This is a genomic window from Parashewanella spongiae (assembly GCF_004358345.1).
Taxonomy (GTDB): Bacteria; Pseudomonadota; Gammaproteobacteria; order Enterobacterales; family Shewanellaceae; genus Parashewanella; species Parashewanella spongiae.
In genome coordinates, this window is the sequence record NZ_CP037952.1 from 4,217,887 (window position 1) to 4,243,013 (window position 25,127).

Annotated in this window: 21 protein-coding genes, 1 tRNA gene and 1 pseudogene; 6 read left to right on the plus strand and 17 right to left on the minus strand. The window is 39.4% G+C overall.

The genetic code is table 11. The annotated features are described in order from the left end of the window. Positions 1-519 precede the first annotated feature (519 nt). The 4 genes from ltrA to rluD form a co-directional block, all read right to left on the minus strand. Positions 520-1,800, minus strand: coding sequence for a group II intron reverse transcriptase/maturase (gene ltrA, locus E2I05_RS16700; protein WP_133309438.1), 1,281 nt, complete (start codon positions 1,798-1,800; stop codon positions 520-522). 1,091 nt (positions 1,801-2,891) lie between these two features. After that, positions 2,892-4,577, minus strand: coding sequence for a hypothetical protein (locus tag E2I05_RS16705; RefSeq protein WP_133309756.1), 1,686 nt, complete (start codon positions 4,575-4,577; stop codon positions 2,892-2,894). Between the two features lie 102 nt (positions 4,578-4,679). Beyond that, the gene (pgeF, locus tag E2I05_RS16710; RefSeq protein ID WP_121853414.1) at positions 4,680-5,396 is read right to left on the minus strand and encodes a peptidoglycan editing factor PgeF; all 717 of its coding nucleotides are present in this window, start codon (positions 5,394-5,396) and stop codon (positions 4,680-4,682) included. Positions 5,397-5,421: 25 nt separating this feature from the next. Next, positions 5,422-6,393 (minus strand): 23S rRNA pseudouridine(1911/1915/1917) synthase RluD, encoded by a 972-nt coding sequence (rluD, locus tag E2I05_RS16715; RefSeq protein WP_121853413.1) that lies wholly within the window; start codon positions 6,391-6,393, stop codon positions 5,422-5,424. A 211-nt stretch (positions 6,394-6,604) separates the two neighbouring features. Between rluD and E2I05_RS16720 the strand changes: the two genes are divergently transcribed. From E2I05_RS16720 to E2I05_RS16730, 3 genes are all read left to right on the plus strand, one after another. Continuing rightward, the gene (locus E2I05_RS16720) at positions 6,605-7,363 is read left to right on the plus strand and encodes an outer membrane protein assembly factor BamD (protein ID WP_121853412.1); all 759 of its coding nucleotides are present in this window, start codon (positions 6,605-6,607) and stop codon (positions 7,361-7,363) included. Positions 7,364-7,589: 226 nt separating this feature from the next. Continuing rightward, on the plus strand, positions 7,590-8,606 hold the full coding sequence (locus tag E2I05_RS16725) for a hypothetical protein (RefSeq protein WP_121853411.1): 1,017 nt from the start codon (positions 7,590-7,592) through the stop codon (positions 8,604-8,606). 161 nt (positions 8,607-8,767) lie between these two features. Beyond that, positions 8,768-8,843 (plus strand) — tRNA-Phe (locus E2I05_RS16730). Positions 8,844-8,893: 50 nt separating this feature from the next. Here E2I05_RS16730 and E2I05_RS16735 read toward each other — a convergent pair. Then, positions 8,894-9,205: a hypothetical protein gene (locus E2I05_RS16735; RefSeq protein ID WP_121853410.1), complete on the minus strand. Its 312-nt coding sequence runs from the start codon at positions 9,203-9,205 to the stop codon at positions 8,894-8,896. A gap of 108 nt (positions 9,206-9,313) precedes the next feature. Between E2I05_RS16735 and E2I05_RS16740 the strand changes: the two genes are divergently transcribed. Together E2I05_RS16740 and E2I05_RS16745 are read left to right on the plus strand one after the other, a co-directional pair. Beyond that, a complete protein-coding gene (locus tag E2I05_RS16740; protein ID WP_121853409.1) occupies positions 9,314-10,735 on the plus strand; it encodes a coniferyl aldehyde dehydrogenase in 1,422 nt (473 codons plus the stop codon). A 47-nt stretch (positions 10,736-10,782) separates the two neighbouring features. After that, a complete protein-coding gene (locus tag E2I05_RS16745; RefSeq protein ID WP_145964477.1) occupies positions 10,783-12,192 on the plus strand; it encodes a hypothetical protein in 1,410 nt (469 codons plus the stop codon). Here E2I05_RS16745 and E2I05_RS16750 read toward each other — a convergent pair. The 12 genes and pseudogenes from E2I05_RS16750 to E2I05_RS16800 form a co-directional block, all read right to left on the minus strand. Next, the gene (locus E2I05_RS16750; protein WP_243641075.1) at positions 12,185-13,540 is read right to left on the minus strand and encodes a sensor histidine kinase; all 1,356 of its coding nucleotides are present in this window, start codon (positions 13,538-13,540) and stop codon (positions 12,185-12,187) included. The genes E2I05_RS16745 and E2I05_RS16750 overlap by 8 nt on opposite strands. A gap of 20 nt (positions 13,541-13,560) precedes the next feature. Next, a complete protein-coding gene (locus E2I05_RS16755) occupies positions 13,561-14,904 on the minus strand; it encodes a sigma-54-dependent transcriptional regulator (RefSeq protein ID WP_121853407.1) in 1,344 nt (447 codons plus the stop codon). A 131-nt stretch (positions 14,905-15,035) separates the two neighbouring features. Then, entirely contained in the window at positions 15,036-16,253 is a 1,218-nt protein-coding gene (locus E2I05_RS16760; protein ID WP_121853406.1) for an ABC transporter permease, read from the minus strand. A 13-nt stretch (positions 16,254-16,266) separates the two neighbouring features. Next, complete coding sequence (locus tag E2I05_RS16765) at positions 16,267-17,577, minus strand: ABC transporter permease (protein ID WP_121853405.1); 1,311 nt, start codon at positions 17,575-17,577, stop codon at positions 16,267-16,269. An 11-nt stretch (positions 17,578-17,588) separates the two neighbouring features. Then, complete coding sequence (locus tag E2I05_RS16770) at positions 17,589-18,314, minus strand: ABC transporter ATP-binding protein (protein WP_121853404.1); 726 nt, start codon at positions 18,312-18,314, stop codon at positions 17,589-17,591. A gap of 24 nt (positions 18,315-18,338) precedes the next feature. After that, positions 18,339-18,548, minus strand: coding sequence for a hypothetical protein (locus tag E2I05_RS16775; protein WP_121853403.1), 210 nt, complete (start codon positions 18,546-18,548; stop codon positions 18,339-18,341). Further along, positions 18,548-19,810 carry an efflux RND transporter periplasmic adaptor subunit gene (locus tag E2I05_RS16780; RefSeq protein ID WP_121853402.1) on the minus strand — a complete coding sequence of 421 codons (1,263 nt, stop codon included), beginning with the start codon at positions 19,808-19,810 and terminating at the stop codon, positions 18,548-18,550. The genes E2I05_RS16775 and E2I05_RS16780 overlap by 1 nt, the downstream gene beginning before the upstream one ends. 568 nt (positions 19,811-20,378) lie before the next feature. Then, positions 20,379-20,771 (minus strand): hypothetical protein, encoded by a 393-nt coding sequence (locus E2I05_RS23125; RefSeq protein WP_243641074.1) that lies wholly within the window; start codon positions 20,769-20,771, stop codon positions 20,379-20,381. A 21-nt stretch (positions 20,772-20,792) separates the two neighbouring features. Then, a pseudogene (locus E2I05_RS23130) lies at positions 20,793-20,993 on the minus strand (ankyrin repeat domain-containing protein); the annotation flags it as partial. A gap of 84 nt (positions 20,994-21,077) precedes the next feature. Next, positions 21,078-21,869 (minus strand): hypothetical protein, encoded by a 792-nt coding sequence (locus tag E2I05_RS16790; RefSeq protein ID WP_121853399.1) that lies wholly within the window; start codon positions 21,867-21,869, stop codon positions 21,078-21,080. Between the two features lie 28 nt (positions 21,870-21,897). Further along, a complete protein-coding gene (locus tag E2I05_RS16795; protein WP_121853398.1) occupies positions 21,898-23,760 on the minus strand; it encodes an ankyrin repeat domain-containing protein in 1,863 nt (620 codons plus the stop codon). 49 nt (positions 23,761-23,809) lie between these two features. Continuing rightward, positions 23,810-24,139 (minus strand): hypothetical protein, encoded by a 330-nt coding sequence (locus tag E2I05_RS16800; protein ID WP_121853397.1) that lies wholly within the window; start codon positions 24,137-24,139, stop codon positions 23,810-23,812. A 397-nt stretch (positions 24,140-24,536) separates the two neighbouring features. Here E2I05_RS16800 and E2I05_RS16805 point away from each other — a divergent pair, with 397 nt between their 5' ends. Next, positions 24,537-25,040: a DUF4447 family protein gene (locus tag E2I05_RS16805; protein WP_121853396.1), complete on the plus strand. Its 504-nt coding sequence runs from the start codon at positions 24,537-24,539 to the stop codon at positions 25,038-25,040. Positions 25,041-25,127: the final 87 nt, after the last annotated feature.

Below are 25,127 nucleotides of genomic sequence, written 5' to 3' on the forward strand. Positions count from 1 at the left end.
AAATGACTCACCCTGCCCCAGAGGGGCGAGATATCGTTTAACCTAAATAAATTGGTTGGGAGCGTTCATATACGCAGAAAAAATTACTGATAGCAAGGCATGAATAGCAGTAAGTAGTGGTTACCGACATACAAAACTGTCGATAGCCTAGCGCCTTTTTCTTATTTAGTGAAAGTCGCTGGATACCAGCCTACGCTGGTATGACAGAACACAAACCTTTTGTGTTAGTTCCCCCCCCTAGGGGCGGGAAATTAAACCCGAAGTGACTAAATGCTCAACTCAGAACTATGTATGTGCTCAAAGTGCAATCGAAATTGATGAATACATAGTTGTTACCGACATAAAAAGCTGTCGATATTTCACTGCTACGTCAAGACAATTTTGTGAAGTATTCTTTATGTAGAGTAGGCTACTGGCTTCGCTATCGCTTATCCAGCAGCCCCTCTTCGATTCCGTGCATGAGGTTTTCCCTCACACGGCTCTGTTGTTACACTTCTCTCAGCTCCTTCACTTTGCTTATCATCTTGTCGTGGGTAAATACTCAAGACCAGCTTGGCGTAATTTTTCGTAAGCACCTCGTGATAGATACTTGCTTCGACGTTGACTTAAGCGACGATGCCAGCGATAGAACCGGTTTACTACAAATCCATTTATTCTGAAAAATACACCTCTGGGATAACCTATCCCACCAAAATAGTGTTTCCATCCCCTCAGAACTTGATTAACCTTATTTATCAGTACGCCAAGTGTATTTGAGGTTCGGTGTTTCACTATGTCTCTGATTTTATTTTTCAGCTTTGTTTGGCTCTTCTTAGACGCCTCTATCTTGATGTAACTGGTGCCTTTGATGAGGCCTGTGATCCGTTGAAAGTTAAAACCGAGGAAATCAAACTCATTCATCAGCTTTCCCATATCCACACAGTGGGTTTTACTTTGATTTAGCTTCAGACCTTCATCACTTAATTGCTGTGTTATCCAGTCCAGTTGCTCTTGTGTGTAGGTTTGCTTATGAAGTACAACAAAATCATCTGCATAGGTAACGATTTTACACGGTGTTTTTTCGTGTATTTTCAAACAAAAATCGTTGAGATAGATGTTAGCCAGTAGTGGAGAGATAACTCCGCCTTGCGGAGTGCCACATCGGCTTGCTTCTATTCGCCATTTCCCGTTGACCGTCTCTATGCTGATGGGCGCTTTGATAAAGCTTTTCAGTAAACTCAGAAAGCTGCTGTCGCTTATTCGCCTTTCTACTTTTGCCATCAACTTAGCGTGCGGGATGGTATCGAAATAGGCACTCAAGTCAGCATCGAGTACGTGCTGGTAGCCTTGTTTTAGGCTCATTTCAATGACTTTTACCGCTTGCTGGGCGCTTCGACATGGACGATAACCATAACTGTGTTCATGTAAATGAGGTTCGTAGACGGGTTGCATCACTATTGTCATCGCCATTTGCACAATTCTGTCACTGATTATCGGGATCCCAAGTTTCCGCGTTTTTCCGTTGTCTTTGAGTATTTCTACTCGTTTGACTGGGCTAGGTCGATAGTTTTTCTGTTGTAATTGAGTTTGAATTTCTTTTAACAGCGCAACGACTTTCTTTTGCTGCTCTAGATAACTGAATGTGATGCCATCAATTCCTGCTCCGCCTTTATTGGCTTTGCATCGTCGATAGGCTTCTTCGAGTATATCTAGGCGACTGAGTTTATCGTACAAGCTGTAAAATCGAAGCTCCGAGTTAAGCTTTGAGCGTAAGTAAAGTTTTCGCTGTAATATTCTGATATTTACTGGAGTGTTAGCCATATGGCAATTTCACCTCAAAAGTTACGTTAAAAAACGGGTGTAACACTGAGCCCCTTCCCTGATGTGAAGTTATGTTGTCTTCACGGTTAACGGTACTATGGGCTCATCCGACTGCCTGAGCGCCCTATCTGAAATTTCGGTTTACCTTATATTCGGATAGTGGAAGTCACTACCTTCCAACACTCAGGCTCTCCCACGTTCACTTTATTTCCTTCAATACATGCCACTTCATATTACGCCGGAAGATCAAACAGATGCATTTACCAGTTGCTTCTCTGTTTGTGTCAGGGTTCGTCAACTAGGAAAGACTCCCCATCTTCATTTTTTGATTTACGACGCTTAACTGAATTCGCTTGATGCTGCGGCCTACATTGCATCTCAACCTTTATTCAAGGCCTTTGTCACAGGGCTTCATGTCATAGCGGTTACCCATTATGCATGCCCGTCAGATTTCAGGATGAACTGGTAATTATCCCGTCAGGTACGTTTCAACCTGATGGACTTATTATAAATAATAACGTTGCTGTCTCTGGTTTATGGCCATGTAATCGCTTGGCTGCGTATACGTTGAGACAAATCCCGCAACAGAATAAAGCGCTTCGTGGCGCTCCCTAGAAACATCAGTTGACTGCGTTCACAAGCGTAGAAAAAATGGCTGATAGTAAGACGTAGCTTGCAGCAAGTAGTTATTCTATTTGCAAAAGTTACAACGCAGATAGCAGTCATTTTAGCAAGCTTGTGAGCGTAGAGCATTTCACTTATTGGATGAAAAACATGATAATAAAATCATCGTATTGCTCAAACAGTTACTCGTATACTCAGCGTTCAACTGATGTTTTAGGTTTATAAACCAAAGTGTGCGCATACAAACTCCCGAAGGGTAAGGCTAAAGGTTTCCATTACTGCGTTGCACGTTCTTGAATTACCCCGACAAAAGCACTAAGTGAATTGCCAGCTTGTATGACAGCTGTAGGGTATATAGGACTTCGAACATGCGCCTTGTATTGAAAACCTTTATCTCTTGCTGAATGAGAGATTAATTACTGTAGTTGGTATTTCTGTAATTGATATAAGACCACTTCAAACAAAACTCATTTTAAGTGATGTAGATTCTCGCCTTTTTTTGACTCTGGTATTTGTGCTGGAGCATATATCGCGAACAGCTCTTTTGCTTTATGCGTAAGTCCATTCATTTCCATTGCTTGATGAATCGAGCTCCAACTGCAAAAGTTATCTTCTAAAGTAATCCAACTGCAAACTTGAACAATAAAACTTTCTCTACCTTTTTCTAAATGTAAATTCAAAAGTTGATGATCGACTTTCTTTTCTCCCACCATAAATTTAACCTTTGAATTTCCCATTGAAAGAACAGATAAAGCAAGCAAAATGTTTTTTATCTCATTATTCGTTAGCGATTCCCATATTAATTTTAAAAAAGGGTGATTCTCTGTTTTCAACCTCTTATTCCACTCTACCACTCTATGATGCACCGTTTGCAGCTCTTTCTTCACCTCAATTATGTCTTTTTTCTCAGCTCTTGAAAAACTTGGAGTTGAAGGTAAATCCCCCCCATAAGTCAAAACCTCATTTCTTACCATCGGTTGAACTGAATCAATTTGTGAGCTTGTGCCTGACACCTCTTGCTCTGGAATAACCCCAAATGAACCATAACCGAATGACTTACTTATCGGCAATACTCGAGGTTTATGCCCTTTTTTTGATTGATTTACCATGCCTCTTTGTGACGCAATATGGGGCATAGATGTACTTTTTTTAAGTTGCCCTTTATCCGATAACGGAAAAATTGATCCCACATTGTGGACTTGAATTGACGCTCTTCTATGACGATTTAACATTCTAAATTCGCTCTCTAGTTCGGCTTCTTTTGGCTCTCCTTCTGATTTTGGTAGTAAATGCTTAACCCTATCATTCGAACTTGCAGCAGCTTGTATTGACATTTGATGAAACCTTGCCTTCAACCCCTCTAATTCTGAAAGGTTAAGCGCCGAACCAGTATACTGACGCCTCTTGAGTGTGTCAGGTGTTCCTGGCGCTTGATATTGCGATAACTCTGCGTTTCTTTTAAATGGGAACATTCTCACGACGAAATTAAACATGTGTGTGTCACCTAACAACTCAAATGCTTTTGCTAAACTATCCCAGTTGGCACCACCACGTTCAACAACACTTTCAGAACACATTATCCATGCACCCACTAGATCAGCCACTGACATATCATTGTTGTGCCGTAAACAATTTATCCCAAGTAGCCCTCCTAGAATAATAAACTTTTCAGTACCATGATAACTGGAGTCTTCAATGCATTGTTCTACAAAAACGCTGTCACTTTGGGTTAACTCTTTAATATCGGCTTTAGGGCAGAATTGCTCGGCCAGCGCTATCTCGCAAGCAGGATAACGCTGACTTAACTGTTTTGCTTCTTTCATTGCACCTATATTGCATAATGCTTCAACGAACAACTTCATTGAAGGGTTATGGCCATCGTCTTTCATATTACCAAACCACTGACAAACAATTGAGATTGTATTCAAGGATTGGTAGCTTTTAAGCGCTAGCTGAGATAAGAAACATTCCTTCTTTTTACTAGGTAATGTGAAAATTATGTAAGCTACATCCGACCAATTTTTTTCTTGTGATAACGTTTTATCACTGGTCGCTTGAATGATTCTTTGTATGTCAGGGGAAGTAGCTTTAGGATTCGACATATACGATGAATATTGGGCTACAGTAGTACTATGAGGGGGAGTACATGACATAATTAACTCTCTCGTTTTTTTAATAAAAAGAAACGTCCAGTTAATTCCATGCTAATACAAGTGATTATTTTTGTTTTAGTTAAACATTTTTAATGTCAGCTGCTATTTCTTCAACCAAATCAGTGAAGCTTGTCGTCCAGTAATCTTATCTCTTCGATATGAAAAGTAATCAACATTATTATAAGTGCAGTGATTACAGGAAAATATTTTGGTCACACCAAGCTTTTTAATACGTTGAATTGCAAGTCCGCAGATATTAGCCAAATACTTATCATCTGCCGCTGTAAAACAACTCATGGCTTTTTCATCAACCTCACAAAAGGCTTCCATGACTTCAGTGCCGACTTCAAAAGCCTTAGGCCCAATTGCTGGGCCTAAATACGCAATCAATTCTTGAGATGAACAGTCAAATTTGCTTACGCCATTTTCGATAACACCGTTACACAATCCGCGCCAGCCTGCATGCAATGCGCTGACTTGCGTACCCGCTTTATCACACAATAAAACGGGTAAGCAGTCTGCCGTCATGACTGCGCAGACTTTACCCAATTCATTCGTGTAACTGCCATCAGCCACGATTGTGTCACTTAATGATAAATCGATAACTTCGGTGCCATGAACTTGATTTAACCAATGAGGCTCAGCGGGTAAATTTAACTTTGTAACTAGAACCTGTCGATTCACCACCACCTTCTTTTTATTGTCACCAACATGTTCACCTAGATTAAGGCTATTAAAGGGCGACAGACTAAAACCGCCATGACGATTTGTCATAGCAATTCCAACATTTTCAGGTACTGGCCAATCAATTTTTAACATCGGATGAACCTCAGTAAAAACCTTATTAATACGTAATTGGGTGATCTTGTGTGTCTTGTCGCAGTGCTTTGGTTAATTGCGCCATGTCATCAGGTATTGGCGCCGTCCAGCTCATGACATCGCAAGTTATTGGGTGTGCAAATTCTAATCTCACCGCATGCAAAGCTTGACGCTTAAAACCTTTAAGTACATCAATGAATTCGGCACTCGCCGCTTTTGGTAACCTAGGGCGGCCACCATAAACAGGATCGCCTACTAAAACATGTCCAATGTATGCCATATGAACACGGATTTGGTGAGTACGGCCGGACTCCAAGCGTAATCTCAATCGAGTATGTGCGCGAAATTTTTCAGCCACTCGATAATGAGTTACAGCTGGCTTACCTGAGCGCTCTACTGCCATTTGGGTACGTTGGGTGGGATGTCTGCCAATTGGTTCGTCAACTAAGCCACCAGCGGTCATGGTACCCAAAGCAATCGCCTCATACTCCCGAGTAATTGCTCTAGCCTGTAAGGCCGTTACTAAGTGAGTTTGTGCCTCAACAGTTTTAGCAACTACCATTAAGCCTGTTGTGTCTTTATCTAAACGATGCACAATGCCCGCTCTTGGAACGTGCTCGATGTTAGGGCAATGGTGTAATAAGGCATTCATCAATGTGCCATCCCTATTGCCAGCGCCTGGATGCACCACTAAGCCCGCTTGTTTATTTATCACCAGAATATGATCATCTTCGTAAACAATATCGAGGTCAATTTTTTGCGCTTTCGCCGTCACTTCTTCTTGAAGCTCTGTCACAATGGATACAGTTTGCTCTTCAAGTATTTTTGTTCTTGGTACATCAAGTACATGCCCGTCAACTGAAACCGCGCCAGACAATATCCACTCTTTAATACGAGTACGGGAATAATCAGGAAAAAGCTCAGCTAGCGCTTGATCTAATCTTTGCCCTGTTTGAGTTATCGAAAACTCACCATGTAAATTTATCTCTTGAGTCATATGAACCCTAACCTCTTTTCGAGGTCAAATAGTTGGATATCAGAAAAATCGATAGCGTTTCAGCAGATTTAATTGAATTAATCAAACCAAAATCGTTTATTTGTCGACGTTTTGAAGTAAATCTGGTATCTCTGTTACAATCGGATAACTTCCATTTTATCGCGAAATGGAAAAATTCTTAACCATAACTTAAAAAGAATTGAATTCACGTATGAATAGAGTTGCCAAAAGTGTTGCCTTATCCCTGTTTGCACTAGCTTTGAATGCTTGTAGCAGCAGCCCAGAGAATGATGTTGTATTGAATAAAGCCTCTCCTGATTTTTTGTATTCTCAAGCAAGAACATCAATGGAGTTAGGTAATTACGGCAAAGCCATCCGTACTTTAGAAGCTTTGGATTCTCGTTATCCGTTTGGGCCTCATAAGGTTCAAGTACAGTTAGATATGATTTATGCCTATTACAAAATTGATGATACGGCTTCAGCATTAGCCAATATTGATCGCTTTATGCGCTTAAATCCTACCCATTCTGATTCTGACTATATCCAATATATGCGTGGTTTGGTCAATATGCAGGCTGACGAATATTTGTTTCATGATTTATTAAACATTGATCGTACTGATCGTGATCCAAAGTATTCTGAAGATGCGTTTAAGGACTTTGGCAAGCTGATCAAGCTTTATCCAAACAGTAAATATGCCGTTGATGCCAAACAACGTATGCAGGCGGTCAAAAATCGTTTAGCTCGTTACTCCATCCACGTCGCCGAGTATTACTTAAAAATGAATGCTTGGAGTGCCGCAGCAAGCCGAGGCCAATATGTTTTAGAGTCTTTTTCAGGTTCACCTTCTACAGAAAGAGCACTTGAGATCATGGCTCAGGCCTATGAGGAACTTGGCCAGCAAACGTTAAAAGATCACGTATTGTTGGTGATGAAAACAAACTATCCTAATAATGGGTTAGTAAACTAAATTCAATTTTATGGCTGCTCATGTAAGTTGAGCAGCTATGCTTTCAACTTATATCAGCCAACATTAGCTCTAGATTAATTTTAATTAATCATTACAAATTATCCTGTTGAAATATATCAAAAACACTTATTCCACCTCCGTAAAAAAGTAAAAAGACTATTACTTTGTTCCTGCATATTGATAATTTTACTAACTAATATTAATTATCAATAAATAGGAAATAGCCATGGCTGCAATTGGTGTTAATCAACTTCCTTTATCTGAAAGTATTATTAATCAGCTTTGGCAAGACCCATACAAACATAGCGTCGAAGTGGATGATAGACGCTATACAATAATGTTACCAAAAACAGGAGCTTTTAACGCTTTCGTCAATTTTGTACTTTCAAATAAATGGCACATCACCACTGCTCCAGCTAAAGATGAAGCAGAAAAAAACGATTTAGAAGTAATGATGAATCACATCATTCATGTTTTAGATAGTGAACATATAGACCCTGTTTGCAGCTCTCTTTATTCTGAAGAAGATGAAAATAACAATGGCTCTACTCAAGTTGAAAAAAAGTCTACTTCTACTATTGCGTTTTGTGATGAGGAAACCATTAAAACCATTGAAACCACAAAACACTTTTCAGCAAGGGCTAAATCTAGCTTAAAGCCTAGCGTCAATGGATATCAGTATTCCCAAAATACAGGAGAACTGACCGAAATTGCCTCTGAGTTTTTTTCCTACTGTGAAGATTACGCCAGTCTTGAGCCTAAAGTTATTGGTTCAACTAGCATTCAACGATTTGTTTTTAATAGTAAATTTGGGGAACAAGCCCAAGCAGTAGTTTCACATATGTACTTAAAAATAGCTACCGCTGAACCAGAGGTAGATTTCACTTATTCGGACTCTTTTATTCCATTAAACTTATTTATAAATACTTATGTTTGTCCATTTACAGGAAAAGAATTAAGTCCCAAGAATGCCGTGCAAATGAAACTGATCAACAAAGAGTTAGTTGGCAATCAGAAGAGCCAACTTCAATGGTTTAATGTTTCTAGAGAAGGAGTAAGAAGGTATTTAACATCAAAGTCTGGTCAGTTTAATCTGCTTCCAAAAAATGTTTATACACCCAATCAAATTATCCCTGACAACCTAAGAGCCGTAACCTCGGAAAATATAAATGGCGCAGTAAAGTCAACCAGTACTTTTCATTTAGCCCCCACAGTTCCCCCAGCTGGAAGGTACCACATCTAACATTCAAATAAGCAGAGATCGAGGTAAATAAAAATCGCAAAAGGAATCCAAGATTCACTTAACAAAACTTGTAGAAAAAAACTACAAACGGCAGCGTTTTAACGCAAAACCACATAAAGTGGTTGACTATTTCCCAGAAAAACCGTTTAATTGCCGCCGTTGCCCGAATAGCTCAGTCGGTAGAGCAGAGGATTGAAAATCCTCGTGTCCCTGGTTCGATTCCGGGTTCGGGCACCATTTTTATTTCCTCTGTATTTATCCTTCTCTAAAATTAACAATCCCAAATGTTATTCATATTGCATTAGCTCTATTGGTGCGCCGTTTACTTCAATAAAAGCAACAATCAATCCATCACTCGGTGAATTAGGCTTTATAATTATCTTTTTCCCTCGCAGCTCTGATCCTAAATTTTTTACCACAAAAGCCACATGCGGCACTGTTTTAACAAGCTCAGGATAAGGAGCATTATCCCAATAACGCTGCCATTGAATTCCATAAGGATTGTTTTGATGATCTGACACCGTCATTTTTAAATGAGGTAAATCAATTTCACCTTCGAATGTATCAGTTGTAGGGATCCCAATATGATTAAACACCATATAAACACCTTAAATTTCGTGGAATTAACAACCAAAGTTGTAGTGCATAGAGCAAATACTGTAAAGTGAATTTATCCTAACTATTCCTTTCAACATGGAAGTCCGCCAATGAGCACTCAAATAGAACAACAAAAACAGCAACTCGCTCACACTTTCACTCAACAAAAAAATGCCTTTTCAGAAGCCCCTTTTTCCTCTTTTACAGAACGAAAAACAGCTTTATTAAAATTAAAAAAAGCGGTGTTAAATGAGCAGCAAGCACTTATTGATGCCGTTGATGAAGACTACAATGGCAGATCCAACCAAGACACTATTATTGGGGATATTTTACCTGCTATCTCTCACTTTAATTACACCTTAAAAAAATTAAAAAAGTGGATGAAACCTCAGCGTCGTCATGTCGGGCTACTTTTGGCACCAGCAAGCGTAAAAGTCCATTACCAACCTAAAGGTGTCATTGGTATTATCGTTCCTTGGAATTTCCCTATTGTATTAGCCTTCGCGCCATTAGTGACATCAATTGCGGCTGGAAATCGAGTAATGCTAAAACTTTCTGAATTCACACCAAAGACAAATCAAGTGATTAAGCAAATTGTTTCCAATGTGTTTTCTGAAAAACAAGTGGCAATTATAGAAGGAGAAGCTGACATTGCTGCTGAGTTTTCTTCCCTTCCCTTCGATCATATGCTCTTTACTGGTTCAACAGGTGTTGGCCATCATGTAATGCGAGCAGCGGCCAAAAATTTAACACCTGTAACTCTTGAATTAGGAGGAAAGTCTCCAGTTATTGTTGCCCCAGACATCTCGATTGAAATCGCCGTTGAACGGCTTATCTATGGAAAGTGCCTTAATGCAGGACAAATATGCGTTTCACCCGATTATGTGCTTTGCCCAAGAGAAAAGATCCAACAATTCATCGAAGTCTACAAACGTCGGTTTACCGAGATGTATAGCTCAGTTAGCAACAACACTGATTACGGTAATATCATCAATCAACGACAATTTGATCGATTGCAAGGCTTGCTCAGCGATGCCCAGCAAAAAGGGGCGACAATTATTTCATCTTCTAATGAAACTATCGCAGATACATCCAGAAAAATGCCAACACAACTCGTCACTAATGTCACAGACGATATGCTGCTAATGCAGGATGAAATCTTTGGCCCTATTTTACCTATTATTGGCTACAGCTCAATTAATGATGCGATTGAATATATTAATAGTCGTGCTCGTCCACTTGCACTGTATTTAATGAGTTTTGACAACAACACTCAAAAAACGGTGCTTACACACACGCATTCTGGCGGTGTTTGTGTCAACGACACCATTCTTCATGTTGCAGCAGATGATGCTCCATTTGGTGGCATAGGAGCCTCTGGCATGGGAAATTATCATGGCAAAGAAGGTTTCGAAACATTCAGCCATGCTAAAACGGTATTCAGTCGAGGGTGGGTTAATACGGGTAAGTTGGTGCAACCGCCATATGGAAAAGGGTTATCAAAATTAATGCTAAAGTTTTTTTTGAGATAATTGCTTAAACAATGATTAATCAAGCTGTTGTTTTAAATTGATATAATTTGTTTTGCATAAATTATCGAGTAAAAAAGGCAATGGCATCTGCGGTTATTTCATTATCACCTCTGAAGGAACCCTCAGAGGTTTTTAAAACCCAAGAAAACAAGTGTGATACGGTACTCCTACAAGCTACTTTATACAATATAGGGATAAGTGACTTTGACTCTGATTTTGAAATTGCCCAGTCGTTTCATACTTTTATGTACGACCGACACAATTTGTCTGAACAAATTCAAGCTGTAAAATCAACAAATGAACTTCTAGCACGTAAAAATAAAAATTATTTTGTACGCATAGCATATCAAGGCAATGAGATTAAAGTAGGAAGTAACAGCAATACGGCATATTTTCAGTTAATCAACCTAAATGAACTGGACGATAAGTGTTTTGCTACACCTTGCTATGAATCTCCGACCACTTACCTTCCATTTATTTGCTCACCTAAAGATGACACTGAATATAAATTAGTATCTGCTGATGATCCTTGGGACATACCCCATTCCACACTTATGGCTTTTAACCCAAGGTTGGCTAATCTTCTTCAGAAAAAAACGGACAATTTAACGGGTAAATTTGAAAGCCGAAACGATACGAGCAGAGTCAAAGACACAAAATTAAAATCCAATGAATCATCGGAAAAAGAGTCAGTCCCACAAATTAAACAAACTCAAGTAACACCCTCAAAGCCCTACCAAGAAAGACCTCTACCAAGCAATCCATTAACTTCAAGCATTATGCTTTCAGAAAATAAAACCCAAAAATGTACCAATAAAGTGGTGCAAGCACCGCATTCAACACCAAATGCACAACACAAAAAGGTTCATGTTGTCGCTGTACCAAATCGCTCTGGTACTGGTGTAACCTTAGTTTCTCAACCTAGAGCTATTAATATTCACGAACATAGTTCAAAACACCAAAAAAAACCAATTAAAGAAAGAGTGTTCGCGCCTTCTAAAAAAACAAGTGAGCTCAATAAGCCAGTGGTTTATCCGAAAGCCACAATATCATCCAATAAAAAGCCTCAGCCACCCAAAAGCCTGAGCCAATTTATCTCAGACAATAATAATTTTTTAATGTTTAGCCCTCTTCAGAAAGCAGTCGTTAAAAACTGTCTTTTACTGTTCCAAATCCTTTATCAAAGCAATGAAACTCCTAAATTGGCTGAAACTGCAACATTTGCACAATATTTAGCAGCCATTCACTTATCAAAAAATAAGCCAACTCAAGTTATTGATATTTTACTCGAACAATTGAATGATCTCAGTGAAAAAGTCCCCCTTGATCAACAGGAAACGTTGCGAATGGTTATTGCTAAAATTAAAAATGCGCTAACGATAAAAGTGTCACCGTTTCTCCCAAACATAGCGGCAGATATACTTCCACCTCCCATTAAGAGACCAAAATTCAATTAGAATTATTACATGGCAGCCACACTTGCACCGTTAAGCCCTTGTGCTGACGATGATGTAAGCTAATTTGACCTTCATGAGCCTCAATGATTTCTCGACATAACGGCAACCCTAAACCAGTACCAGACTGCTTAGTTGAATAAAACGGCAATAAAGCTTGTTGCATCACTTCGCTCGACATTCCGCTACCAGTGTCATGAACACAAATGGAGACGCCGTTTTTACCAAATGTTTCGGTAGCGGCAATTTGCATGGTGACTTCATTGATATCACTGCCAGATTCATGGGCATTTTTTAATAAATTTAATAATACTTGTTCAATTTGAATATGATCAAAATACCCAAGTGTTTGTGGCAAACTTCCAATTAATTTAAATGAATAATGTTGAGCTAATTGCTCTGTTAAGCTTTGCCAGTCAACATATGATTTTTGAGGTAAAGGTAATTTTGCAAAGCGTGCATAATTAAAAATAAATTGGCTTAAATGATTACAGCGGTTTTCAATGGTGTCGAAAATCAACTTCAGCTGACTACTGCTATTATCTTTGGTTAGCTTGCGCCCAGAGTTCACCATAGATGAGATAGGCGCAAGTGAATTGTTCAGTTCGTGACTGATGATCCGAATGACCTTTTTCCATACAGCAACCTCTTGCCGATTGAGTTCTTTCGTCATGTGTTTTAGCAATAATAAATTATGCTGAAGGTTATTGAGTAAAAATGCCCCGCGACTAATATGCCAACTTTCAACATCATCAGAATTAAGGGTGAAAATACCTTCTTGACTACTTTTTATCGCTTGTGACAGTTCTTCATCAATATTTGGTAACAATTCAACTAAATTCATACCAGAAATTTGCTTACCATTGAAAAAAAAGTGACGCGCAGCGTCATTTGAATAAATTATTCGTTGTTCACTGTCTAACAACAACATAATATTTGGCGAACTTTGAATGACTTTATCAAGTAGTAATTCGCGTTGATAAATATATTGTTTTTCACGACGTAAGGTTTGAGCCGACTCGTTAAACAACGAGATGAGTTGATTTATTTCAGGCTCTTTTACGCTTGGAACTGTGACACTAAAGTCATTATCTTTAAAATTAAGTAAGCCAATTTCTAGGGCTCGCAGACTATTGCTCAAATCACGAATAAAACAGCTCACCACAAACATGGCTAAAATAACAATGCCTATCATGAGTAACCACAATACCTCGATCCCTAACCAATCGCTTATGGCAGAAATAACATTACTTTCTTGTTGAGACCACTGTAGAACAGCAAATGACAGCCCAATAGCCAATAAACAAGTAAGCCCTGTGGCTGCAAGAATTTTGTTTTTTAATCTGAGCACGGGTTTCCACTCTTTTTGAATTAGCGGTTAATACCAAATTTATCGAGGCGTCGATATAGGGCTTGTCGGCTGAGTCCGACAGATTTTGCCACTCTCGCGATGACACCATCATTCGCTTTCATCGCATCAAGAATTTGCTGTTTTGTGACATCAATCTCAGCGTTATTTTCACTGTTTAACGATATCGAGTCAGCCTCTTTCAAGCCAAAATTTTCAGGTGTGAGTTTACTTTCTCTAGCCAGTAATGCTGCGCGTTTACAAGCATTTTGCAGTTCGCGAACATTTCCAGGCCATGAGTGCTTAATTAGCGCTTGCTGTGTCAATTTAGGCAAGTTAAATTCATGGCCTACAAAATGTTGCGTGAGGAGTACAATGTCATCAACGCGTTCACATAAAGCCGGCACTTTTAGCTCAATGACGTTTAAGCGGTAATATAAGTCCTCACGAAAAGTACCTTGTTGAATATCCGATTGAAGATCGGCATTGGTAGCGCTGATCACCCGCACATTACATTTGCGGGTTTGACTGCTGCCTAGACGCTCGTACTCGCCTGTTTGCAGCACACGAAGCAATTTCACTTGCCCAGATAACGGTAAGTTACCGATTTCATCCAAAAATAAAGAGCCACCATTTGCAGCTTCAAATCGCCCTACCCGAGCTTTCGTTGCACCTGTAAATGCACCCGCTTCTGCACCAAACAATTCCGCTTCAAGCAAATCCGCAGGAAGCGCACCAATATTAACCTTAATCATTGGCTTAGATTTTAAGGGTGAATTAGCATGCAAAATGTCAGCAATTTTGTCTTTGCCTGCACCATTAGGCCCTGTGATCAACACGGACACATCCGAGTCAGCCAGTTGCAATGCTAAATCGACTAAACGCTGCATCACACCACTGCCATAGACCAAACCACATAAATCCGCATCGGCTATCGCTGTGTTACCTTGTTCATCAACTCGAGTGAGTTGCTGATTGGTTTGGGTGAGTTTCTGCAACGAAATGAGGTTACTGATACTGGTTAATAGCTTATAGTCATCCCAAGGTTTCGCCATATAGTCAGCACGACCAGACTTGACTAATTCGACCGCCATTTCTAACTGAGTCCAAGCCGTGATTAATATGATGGGAAGCTGTGGTTGAATTTCTCTTATCAAGTGAAACAGTTGCTGACCTTCAGAGCCAGAAGTCGTATCTTCACTGAAGTTCATGTCTTGGATAACCAGTGAAATATCTTGCTGTTTTACTAATTCAAGTGCGTCAGATTCATTGTGACAATAAAGCGCATGATAACCATTAAGTTCAAGCATAAGCGCTAATGCCTGACAAACGGCCAAATTGTCGTCAACAACCAGAATGTTATCCATATTATATTTTTGTTTTCCATCGGTAAAAAAGAAAGCTATCCAGCTTGTAACTTACTAAACTGGTTAGCTTAATGCTAGTTTATCGCACCACAATCCAAGAAAAGACTCAATTGCAATTCAACTTATACCAATTACACACTTCTCGTGGCAATTGCCGGGGATATTGTCGCGGCTTTTCGAGCTGGTAAGAAAACGGCAATTGAAGTCACAATAAACAATCCTGCAATCGTCACTAATGGATAGGTTAAATCCAACGCTGGCAGACTATAATGTTGCATGAGCTGTTTGCCCAGTTGCACAGCTAACAACCCACCACATACTCCAGCGGCTAGACAAATAACATAATTTTCGACTAAAAACTGATTAATGATATCGCGCTTTCTTGCACCTAACGCTCGGCGAGTACCGATTTGCTTGGTACGACGCTGCACGTTAAACATCACCATACCCGCTAATCCTAATGAGCTGACAAGCAGTAATAACACGATGACAATCGACAATATGTACACCATTAACGCATCATTTTGGTAAGAGATATCTCTAGATTCTCGAACGGTTAGAAATTCGATGACAACACGATCAGGATCTTCAGCCAAGAATGCAGTTTCAATTTGCTGTTTCAACTCTGGAATATGTTCTTCATTCGCACGTACAAAATACATACCTCCAGCGCTCTGGCTACCAAAATCAATATTAAAAATAAAGCTATTATCTAGAAAGTCTGAATCCACCCATGCGCCTTGAAGTTTATCAACAACACCAATGACTTCGATTGGATATTCTGTACCATGATATAGAATCTTACCAATGGGTGACTCTTCTCCCCAATACTCATCTGCAAGTGGTTTTGAAACAATAACCTTTTGATTGGCATAGCCATGCTCATGCAATATTTCTTCAGGGTAAAAATTACGCCCTTCAACAAGAGTAAGCCCTAACGTATCAAGAAAGTGTTCATTTCCCATGTATTGTGCTGCTTGCGGTGTACGTTTAACGCCTTCTGCATTAGGATCTGGTTTATCTAACAAGCCAGTAGACCAACCTCCGCCACTCAAGGGAAACATATTAGTCGAAGAAACATTGATCACATTCGGTAAATCACGAAGCATCTGCTGATCACGCTTATTTTGTGCTTCATGATCTGTGTTTTCACTAAAGCTACTTACCCTAAACGTAAGCACTTTCGTTTCATCAACCCCTGATTCACGATCCATCAGTTCAAGTCGTTGATTAATTATCGAGCTGGCATTAGCAATAATGGCAACGGACAGCATCATCTGTAAGAACAATAAAAATGGACCACTTTTACTATGTAATAAACTGCTTATAATAGGTTTTATGTGTAACATCTTCATGCCCTCCTTATTGGCTTTTAAGATAAACGCTTGGTTTAGTACGGCAAACTATCCAAGCTGGATAAAGTCCAGCGAGTAATGCGGTGCCAATCGCTATCGTTGGGGTTAAAAACCACATTGAATTGTCAAGTTGAGTTAAAGCGGCATCAGTACCAAACTTATCACCGAGAACGGCCAATGCGCCCCACGCAAGTGCTAATCCAATAGCACCACCAATGAGTCCGATTACCCCAACTTCAACCATATATTGACTAAAGATTTGTCGGCGACTTGCTCCGATAGCACGGCGAACTCCTACCTCTGGTGCACGCTTTAAGAACTTAGTAAGCAAAAGACCTAAAATATTCACTAAGCAAACCGATAAAAACAAAAAACCAAGCCCTACCAGTATCTTGTTGTCTTCATCAACAACGTTTTCATTTTCTAGCCATTGCTCAACATTAACTAATTGCACAGAATCTTCAGGAGAACGGTTATCAGTAAATCGCCCAATGGCTTTTTGCTGCTCAACATAAGCCGCAAGTTGACGCTTATAATCTTCAATTTGCTCTGCATTTTCGAACTCTGCCCAAAACATGGTCCAAACTCTTTCCGAATTTAGTCTATCTTGAAAGTTATTGGTTTTTTCATACCGCCAACCACTAGTGTTTCCCCAAGTAGCTTGTTTCTCAATAGGCAATAATGAAAACGGTATAAATATTTGCTCCGCATCATTAAAGGCACCATTACTCGGATCATAATATTTAGGTTGTGGATTCCAGTCTTCAGTGATACCTACTACTTGGTATGGTCTTTTATCAAAATAAAAGGTTTTACCTACATTATTACCACTGCCAAATAACTTTTCATTTAATGAGCTTGAAATGACGGCATGATAAGCCGCATTTACATCGGCATCTGCAGCCCAAGGGGAGCCGTGTAAAAAAGAGACATCAAACATTTTGAAGAAATCTCTGTCTACAGAACGAACACTCTGCATCGACGCTGCAAAACTGGGATCATCCGTTTGTATGACGCCTCCCGTTCTGTGCATTGCGGTTTGTCTTACTAATGGCTCTATATTGCGAAGGTTCTGCACATCTTGATAAGTCAACAACTGTGGGAAGTTATCCCATGAGTCTGGGCCTTGGCTCCACAGTTGCACTCGAAGCAATTGATCGCTTTTTTCCCCTGCGGGGTTGAATGCCATCATCTTGTAAACATTAAGGGTCGTGATCGTTATTCCAATGCCCACAGAAATCGCTAACACCATGAGCAAAGATAATATCGGCGTTTTTTTGATGCTTCGCCATGCTAAGTCTAAATAATGTAAGAACATAGCTAAGCTCCTTATGCTATCGCTTCTTCAGCAGATTTAACGTCTGCAGAAGCTTTTTGCGGCTGATACATAGTAAAATCGCACACCTGACCATCGACAATTTGAATGTTACGCTGTGCGCGGCGTGCTAATTCTGGATCATGCGTCACCATGATAATGGTGGTACCTTGACGGTTAATTTCTTCTAGCAATTCCATGACTTGGCGTGCCATTAAACTGTCGAGGTTACCCGTCGGTTCATCGGCGAGTAAAAAGCGCGGCTCACCGGCTAATGCTCTAGCAATAGCAACGCGTTGCTGTTGACCACCAGAAAGTTGCGAAGGAAGGTGTTTTTGCCTTGAGCCTAAACCCACTTTTTCTAACGCTTCGGTGACCCGGCGTTTACGTTCGGCACTACCAACACCTCGATAACGCAAGGGTACTTCGACATTTTCAGCAAGATTTAAGTCAGGGATCAAGTTAAAACCCTGGAAAATAAAGCCTATTTTTTCATTACGAATTTTGGCACGTTGATTGTCATTCAGTTTTTCGACATTGACATCATCAAGCATGAACTCACCGCCAGTGAAACCTTCTAATAGCCCCGCAATATTCAAAAATGTAGTTTTCCCTGAGCCTGAAGGTCCTGTTACTGCAACAAATTCGCCCTCATTAACGGTTAAATCAAAATCTCGTAATGCATGGGTTTCGACTAAATCTGTTTTGAAAACTTTGCTGACTTTCTTCATTGATAACATGTGTTCTTTCCTTTGAAATAATGCTTATAAACTAAAATAAAATTTGCTTAGTGATTCTGTTAAGCGCTTAATCATTGATACATTGTCACTGCTAGAAGCTGGGCTTAACTGTTCGCTCCACTCCGCAGCAAACATGGCAAGCGTGAACCAATTATTTACTTCTGCTAATGCTGAATTAACTGCAACACCTAATACTGATAGCATCGCTATTGAAATAACTTTTTGAGTATTCATTAACGTATCCTTATTCGTTCTGATTTTTTGAAACGCTCTAAATCGGACACAATCCATACATCGCCTTCTTTGCCGCCAGAAACCACTTCAACATGACTCATACTTCGAGCGCCGAGTTTGATATTGGTTTTACTCGCCATGCCATGAGCAACTTGAAAGGTAAATCGACCACCGCTTGAATTGATGAATGCACCACGTTTAACCATCAGCACATTAGGTTTATTTTCTAGTAACACTCTGGCTGATAAACGTTGGTTTTGTCTCAGTGCCAATTGCGGGTTTTGCTCGAACCGTACGCGAGTCGTCACTTCTCGATTACGCACTTCAGGTGAAATTGAAGAGAGTGTTCCCATCACCAATTTACCGCCAAAGTTCAGTTCGACATCCATGTCGATTCCAAGCTCATCCGCATAAGATTCAGGTACCGACAGTTCTGCTTCAAAAGCGGTTAAATCAACCACGGTAAGAATCGGTTGGCTAGCCGCAATACGTGCTTTTTGCTCCGTAAGCCAATTACCAATAATGCCGTCTACCGGTGCTTTAATGGCGAGCTCTTCCACTTGTCGCTCTAACTCGGCCACCTCTAATCCTTGGCGTTCAACTTCTAAGGTTTTATTCTTAACTTCAAAAGCTAACGTGTCTTTCATTAGCGCGACTTCTTTCTGGGCATGGGCATGTTGCAGCTGTGCACGATTCAAATCATCTTTATTTTTTTCATAATCAATTTGTGAAATTAAATTATCTTTGATGAGTAACTCACCACGGCGATTTTCACGCTCGGCGGCATCTAGCTCAACCTGTGCAATGTCTAAACTACGGTTAGCTGTCAGTTGATCACGTCTTGCATTTAGACGGGTACGTTCTAATTCGCTTTGTAAACCAGCATAAATTGAACGCTGTTGCTGCAAACGATTTGTGAGTGTTGGGCTGGTAATAATGGCAAGTACTTGATCTTTTTTTACTCGATCCCCAGGATTACGCTTTAGTGTCACAATGCCAGCTTCGGTGCTATATAACACAGGGGCATTTGCTGCGACTATTTTCCCCGTTGAAGCAATGTCACGAGTCAACGTGCCCCGTGTTAGGGTCGCTAGTCGAAGATCGGCTTTATTGACCGATTTATCTGCGGTTTCACTGCTAAAACTTGCCCATGCAATTGTGATCACCCCCATTGCTATGGCTACAGCAATTAATGGACGTTTAAATTTTTGCCGAGTACTTGGTTTAACTTGACTGTCTTGGCCGCTGGTATCTTGGATCATTTCTGCTTTCCCAAATCATGAAACGAGTATGTCTAAACACTACATTTTGATTGGATAAAGCAGAGAGTGTGCCAGAAAGACAATTTAACTATAAATCAATACGTTAAATAGACATAAAGAGGATTTGTGTAATGTTGAAATTTATCTTACATGTCCGCGGACACATAAATGTGTCCGCTTATATTCGCCGTACACTAGCGAACGCTATGGTTACTCATCTTATACCAATTACAGTAATTAAATTCCCAGCTCAGAGCTATGTATGTGTTCAAAATACAAGTGAAATTGATGAAGACATAGTTATTACCGACATACAAAACTGTCGTTATTACATTGCTACGTTGAGACAGTCTTGCGTAGTAATTTGGACACATACAAGCTCCGAAGGGCAAGGCTATAGGATTCCATTACTAGGTTACAAGTTTTTGAATTATCCTGACAAAAGCACTAAGTGCGTTGTACGCCAGTTTTGTATGGCGGTCGTAGGGTATATAGTACTTCAAACTTGCGCCTTGTACTGAAATCCTTTAGCTCTTGCTGAGGGGGAAGTTACTTACTGTAATTGGTATTATTTTAAATTCCCTCTCCAATTAACCCAGCCTTTTGCTTTAGCCGCTTGCATTACTGTTTTTTCTTCCGTGTTTGTTTGTGCTTTATCTATCTCAGGCCGTTGCCACAATAGTTTAAGCATTTCTTTTTCTCCTAACTCAATAGCAATATGAGCAGGAACTTTTCCACTTGAATCTTTCTGGTTTATATAAGTAGATAAGTTAATAAAGTTACCTGAACTTACAGTTAAGTTTTCATAAAAATCATCATTATCGGCTTCTTCTGAATTTTCTATGGATTTTTCATCTGAATGATAAATTTCTGAAGCAGGAAAAAAGCCTATTTCTAATACTTGTAAAGGCTCTATTTTACGGTGTTTAATCGCTAAATGCAGAGGTGTTGTTTCTGTCACGTCCCACGCACTGTTTTTGAGTAATAAAAGGGCGCAATCAGTATGACCATACTCTAGCGCCAACTCGAGTGCGGTTTTATTCGTTGATGACATTACACTATGTTTGAATTTAAAATGCCCAGCGAGCATAATTTCGAGCAGCTCTTTTTTTCCATCGATGCAAGCTAATTGAAAAGCCGAATGCTCATTACCGTAAAGCTCGTTAGGATCAAGCTTTGGAATCCCACTTTCTGTATGAGTATGTTGATCAGAAGGAGAACCTTCAACTGGGCTACAAAGTGTTTGGACTTTTTCTAATTCATTCGCTTATACAGCATCATACAATTTTGTAAGAGAGCTGATCAGTTCAGGTGTTTTTTCCTGTTCATTACTGATTGTTTCAATATTTTGCACTGCATCTTCAACACCACCAATCCCTTCACTTTCCTCAAGTTCATCGACTAATGTTTCAGTTTGGTGAGTTACCCATTCAGCATCTTGATTATCTTTAACATCACCATTTATAGGTTCTCCGCTAGCTCCTTTCACACCTTCATTTAAACTTTCACCAGATTGAGATAGTTCAGCCACCACAGCGGAGACTGATTGTACGTCGATATTTTCATCATCCTTTTCAAGCAAGAGTTCTTCTGACACTCCTTCTTGAGAAGGCGCAGGTGAAAGTATTCGAGAAGGCGCAGGTGAAGGAGGCTCTACCACTGCGGGTAGCACAACACAATTTTGTGTTGATTCATCTTCAGCTGCTGTTTCTTGGCCAGTGGTTATTTTCTGCCGCTCACTTGCCGCCCTTGGCGCTTCTATCTCAGAATTCTCTGATTCCTCTTTATCGATCACTACTGTAACCAGTTCTTCTTTACCTTTATCATCCTGTATTCTTTTTTTGCTATCTACGTCAGGGATTTCCTCAAGGGAGATAGCTTCAGTTGGTATATATGTCTTTTCTAGTTGAGACTCCTCTGAGTATCCCAAATCAGTTACTAGAGATGTTTTTGATGTCGTAACACTGCTTACCGCTTTACTGCGCAACGTAATTCTATTCACCGTTTTTTCAAATAACTCGTACATTTCCGGCTGATGACTTCGGTCAATTGTTTTCATCGTGGATTCGATTAATTCAGACTGTGGACTACTCCCCCCTTTCAAATGCCTTCAATAATGTCACCGCCGCAATTAAGTTATTTTTATCTATTGCAACATCTAACACATTTTGTCCTAAATATTTGCAATCTAACTTCAAATAAGAAAAGCGCAGTAACTCATTTAACACTTGATTACTGCCACACCTTACCGCTCTTATAAGGGGAGGTTCTCGGTCTTTATCATTCCCATTCGGAAAAAAGCAACTTGTTTGTATTAAAAATTCAACTGTACGAGGTTGGTCACTCGCGATAGCAAGGTCCATAATATTGTCATGTTGTTTAGTTTTCTCAAAAAAATACAAAAAGTTAACTTGATCATAATCAAATGGATGCGCGAATTCTTTGGTTGTATCATTTGAATTGGCTTTAATCTTATTAATGAGCATGATTTCAAAAATTAATTCCACTATCTCAACGTCGCTTTCAATGACGGCTTCCTGCAGTACTGTACGCTGTTGTTTATTTTTAATGTTAAAGTCAACTTTATTGTTACTTTCTAGAATTAATTTAACCATTTCGATATTTCGATTTTGCACCGCAAGATGCAAAGCCGTGTTACCTTCTTTATTTTTTTTATTCACATCGATACTTCGTTGGCTCAACAAAAATTGAGCCGAAAGCAATTGTCCACCAGCTACAGCAATATGAACGGGGTACATTTTTTGCCCGTTGGCAGTATTGAGTAATTTTTTTTTATTTGAAGCGACACCAACTTGTTTTCCACATTCAGCTATACGGCCCTCTTCTACTGCTTTTAAAAAATCTATTTTTGATTCAGATTCATAGGGTTCTACTACTTTCGGACTGTGCTTTAACAAGGCTTGTGCCAACTTTGACGACGGAACAAGTCGAAGAATGGCGTGCATTTCTTGCTCATTCGAAGCGAATTGTTTCGCAAAAAATTCATGGCAATTTAACTCTGTTAGTTTTCGCTTTAAAGCCAACGTAGCCTGTGCATGGGGTAGTAAATCTCCCCCCATAACCTTAACTTTCATCATCCCTTTGCAATATTCTGTCAAAACTGAAACATCGCTTTCATTCACGATTAGCTGGCATAACAATGTCCAATTAACTGGGGGCTTAAACACCTCAAATTTCAATTCGTGCATCTTTGAAAAAGTTGGGGCTGATAGAGATTTTGTTCCTTCTGATTCAAGTACTAACTCATAACCCCAAAACTCGGTTCCAACACAACTTATTTCAATGTCTTGATCATTCAGAAAACAGGTTTGATGAAATAAAACGTTTGATTCAAGCTGAGACGGCTTACTTTCAGCACTTCGACTAGGTAACAAAGTTGGCATGCAACTCTTATAAATGGCTACCATTTTACTTCTTGCATTAGCAAGCGCTCTTTCTCCAAACTTTGAACTTGTGAGTTTTGAAATGTTTCCGATATCTCTTTCAGCCCCAAATAACCCTGCAAAAAAAGCGTATTCTGACTCAATGCTAGCACCACACTCTGTTTGAGATAACGACACTCGACTTGTCGTTGCCGAAATTAACGCTGAAGGCTGCATTACTTTGCGAAGTTTAATTGAAAAATCGTCCAATTGAGTCACTGTTACCGCTTGTTTGCATATTTCAGCCTTTATTACACTTTCACCACTTCTCTCCGGTTTTAATCCGTATTCCTTTGCCACTGAAGTGACACAAGCTTCAATATTGTTCCGATTTGGTGGCAAGCTTTGAGATAATAAATATTCTTTTGCCATTTCTTGAATCATAAAGTGATTTACAAATTCAAATTGACTAAACTTTCCCTGTTCGGCAAATTTTAATGTTGTAAGGATACGGTTCATATTTAAAAAAGTGGTTTTTTCACCTTTATCTGGTGAACCACATAACATCAATTGCTTAGCTGCAATTTGCTTTACGTAACATGTTATCCTTTGACTTTTAAATAATTTTTTTTATCTCTACTATATTCTCGTGCAACTTTTCAATCACTTTTGGCGCTGTACCAGTTGTAAACGAAAGTCTATCCACGAATGGTCGCTTAACCTCAGCGAGTTGTTCTTTTGCTTCCTTTTTTACATAAGACACTTGCATTTCATCAATAATGGTTTCTACAAGTTCATCAAAGTCTTGTTCGTAGTCAATAGAGTTACCTTCCGCTCTATTGTCGTCAATTGTGTGAGACTCATTTGACGAAATCGACGAAACCGACGAAACCGACAAAAGGGGTGAAGTTTTTAGAGTTTCGATTGCAGTAGTAGATGTTGCCATAATTATTTAATAACCATATTTTGTTTTAAGATAAACAATAGCTTTCAATATCTTGAACTTTTCCACAGTTGATAAAACTGAGAGTAAATAGAGCTTATTGGCAGGAAGTTTTACTATCAAGATAATTAAATTATAAATTATACTTATCTACACAATAGCAAAGTTTTAATCATCTATTTCAAAAGGTTAAAAACACTTACAATTAAAAAATGAAACTAGCAGTTTGAGAGAAAAGGTAAAAAACATAGGTTTTAGCTTCAATAGTGCTTAACTCTTGTTTTATTCTATCTTTAATTGAGACTCTACTGAAAAAGCCGAATACTAGTATTCCCTTTTAATGCAAACAGGTATAATCGGATTTACTTGTTATTCTTTCACTTTTATCACTGAGCATTTCATGTCTAAATTCGCCCCTCTCAATGCGCTTGAAACACAAGCTTTGCGCCTATCTTTAGGTTTGTCTCAAGCTCAAATAGCGGCTTTAACCAAACACTCCGAGGCTGATGTAGTTGCGTGGGAAGAAGGTACTCAAGCTTTACCTCAACAAGCTGAAAAGCTGTTATTAGAACTCGATGATGTAATTGAAATGCAAGTGCTTAATACTTGTGATGGTATTGAAGCTTTGTTTAAAAAAGAACCTAAACGTCGTTTGGCTTTTGTGGTTTACCCAAGTCAAGCTTTATATCAACAATACAATCCTGAGTTTTTAAGCTCACAACCTCTCACTGAGCTATACACAACAGCCGCTTGGCGTATTAAAAAAGAATGTAAGTTGGTACTAGAGGTTGACGTAAGCTTAGTGGCACTTGATGCTGAATCTTATAAGGCATATCGTGCTGACAACGGATTATCAGAAAGTCGCGAGTCTCGAGCTAAATGGGCGGCCGACCAACTAAAATAAATGGTATTATTTTATCATGCCAGAATTTTTCATTCTGGCTTTATAAAGCTTTTACCATTTTTCATATTCCCCCTCATGTTATAATTC

Bases quoted from the DNA above. Each gene is read 5' to 3' on its own strand.
- ltrA (WP_133309438.1), bottom strand. From the start codon at position 1,800: ATGGCTAACACTCCAGTAAATATCAGAATATTACAGCGAAAACTTTAC.
- E2I05_RS16705 (WP_133309756.1), bottom strand. From the start codon at position 4,577: ATGTCATGTACTCCCCCTCATAGTACTACTGTAGCCCAATATTCATCG.
- pgeF (WP_121853414.1), bottom strand. From the start codon at position 5,396: ATGTTAAAAATTGATTGGCCAGTACCTGAAAATGTTGGAATTGCTATG.
- rluD (WP_121853413.1), bottom strand. From the start codon at position 6,393: ATGACTCAAGAGATAAATTTACATGGTGAGTTTTCGATAACTCAAACA.
- E2I05_RS16720 (WP_121853412.1), top strand. From the start codon at position 6,605: ATGAATAGAGTTGCCAAAAGTGTTGCCTTATCCCTGTTTGCACTAGCT.
- E2I05_RS16725 (WP_121853411.1), top strand. From the start codon at position 7,590: ATGGCTGCAATTGGTGTTAATCAACTTCCTTTATCTGAAAGTATTATT.
- E2I05_RS16735 (WP_121853410.1), bottom strand. From the start codon at position 9,205: ATGGTGTTTAATCATATTGGGATCCCTACAACTGATACATTCGAAGGT.
- E2I05_RS16740 (WP_121853409.1), top strand. From the start codon at position 9,314: ATGAGCACTCAAATAGAACAACAAAAACAGCAACTCGCTCACACTTTC.
- E2I05_RS16755 (WP_121853407.1), bottom strand. From the start codon at position 14,904: ATGGATAACATTCTGGTTGTTGACGACAATTTGGCCGTTTGTCAGGCA.
- E2I05_RS16760 (WP_121853406.1), bottom strand. From the start codon at position 16,253: ATGTTACACATAAAACCTATTATAAGCAGTTTATTACATAGTAAAAGT.
- E2I05_RS16765 (WP_121853405.1), bottom strand. From the start codon at position 17,577: ATGTTCTTACATTATTTAGACTTAGCATGGCGAAGCATCAAAAAAACG.
- E2I05_RS16770 (WP_121853404.1), bottom strand. From the start codon at position 18,314: ATGTTATCAATGAAGAAAGTCAGCAAAGTTTTCAAAACAGATTTAGTC.
- E2I05_RS16775 (WP_121853403.1), bottom strand. From the start codon at position 18,548: ATGAATACTCAAAAAGTTATTTCAATAGCGATGCTATCAGTATTAGGT.
- E2I05_RS16780 (WP_121853402.1), bottom strand. From the start codon at position 19,810: ATGATCCAAGATACCAGCGGCCAAGACAGTCAAGTTAAACCAAGTACT.
- E2I05_RS16790 (WP_121853399.1), bottom strand. From the start codon at position 21,869: ATGAAAACAATTGACCGAAGTCATCAGCCGGAAATGTACGAGTTATTT.
- E2I05_RS16795 (WP_121853398.1), bottom strand. From the start codon at position 23,760: ATGTTATGTGGTTCACCAGATAAAGGTGAAAAAACCACTTTTTTAAAT.
- E2I05_RS16800 (WP_121853397.1), bottom strand. From the start codon at position 24,139: ATGGCAACATCTACTACTGCAATCGAAACTCTAAAAACTTCACCCCTT.
- E2I05_RS16805 (WP_121853396.1), top strand. From the start codon at position 24,537: ATGTCTAAATTCGCCCCTCTCAATGCGCTTGAAACACAAGCTTTGCGC.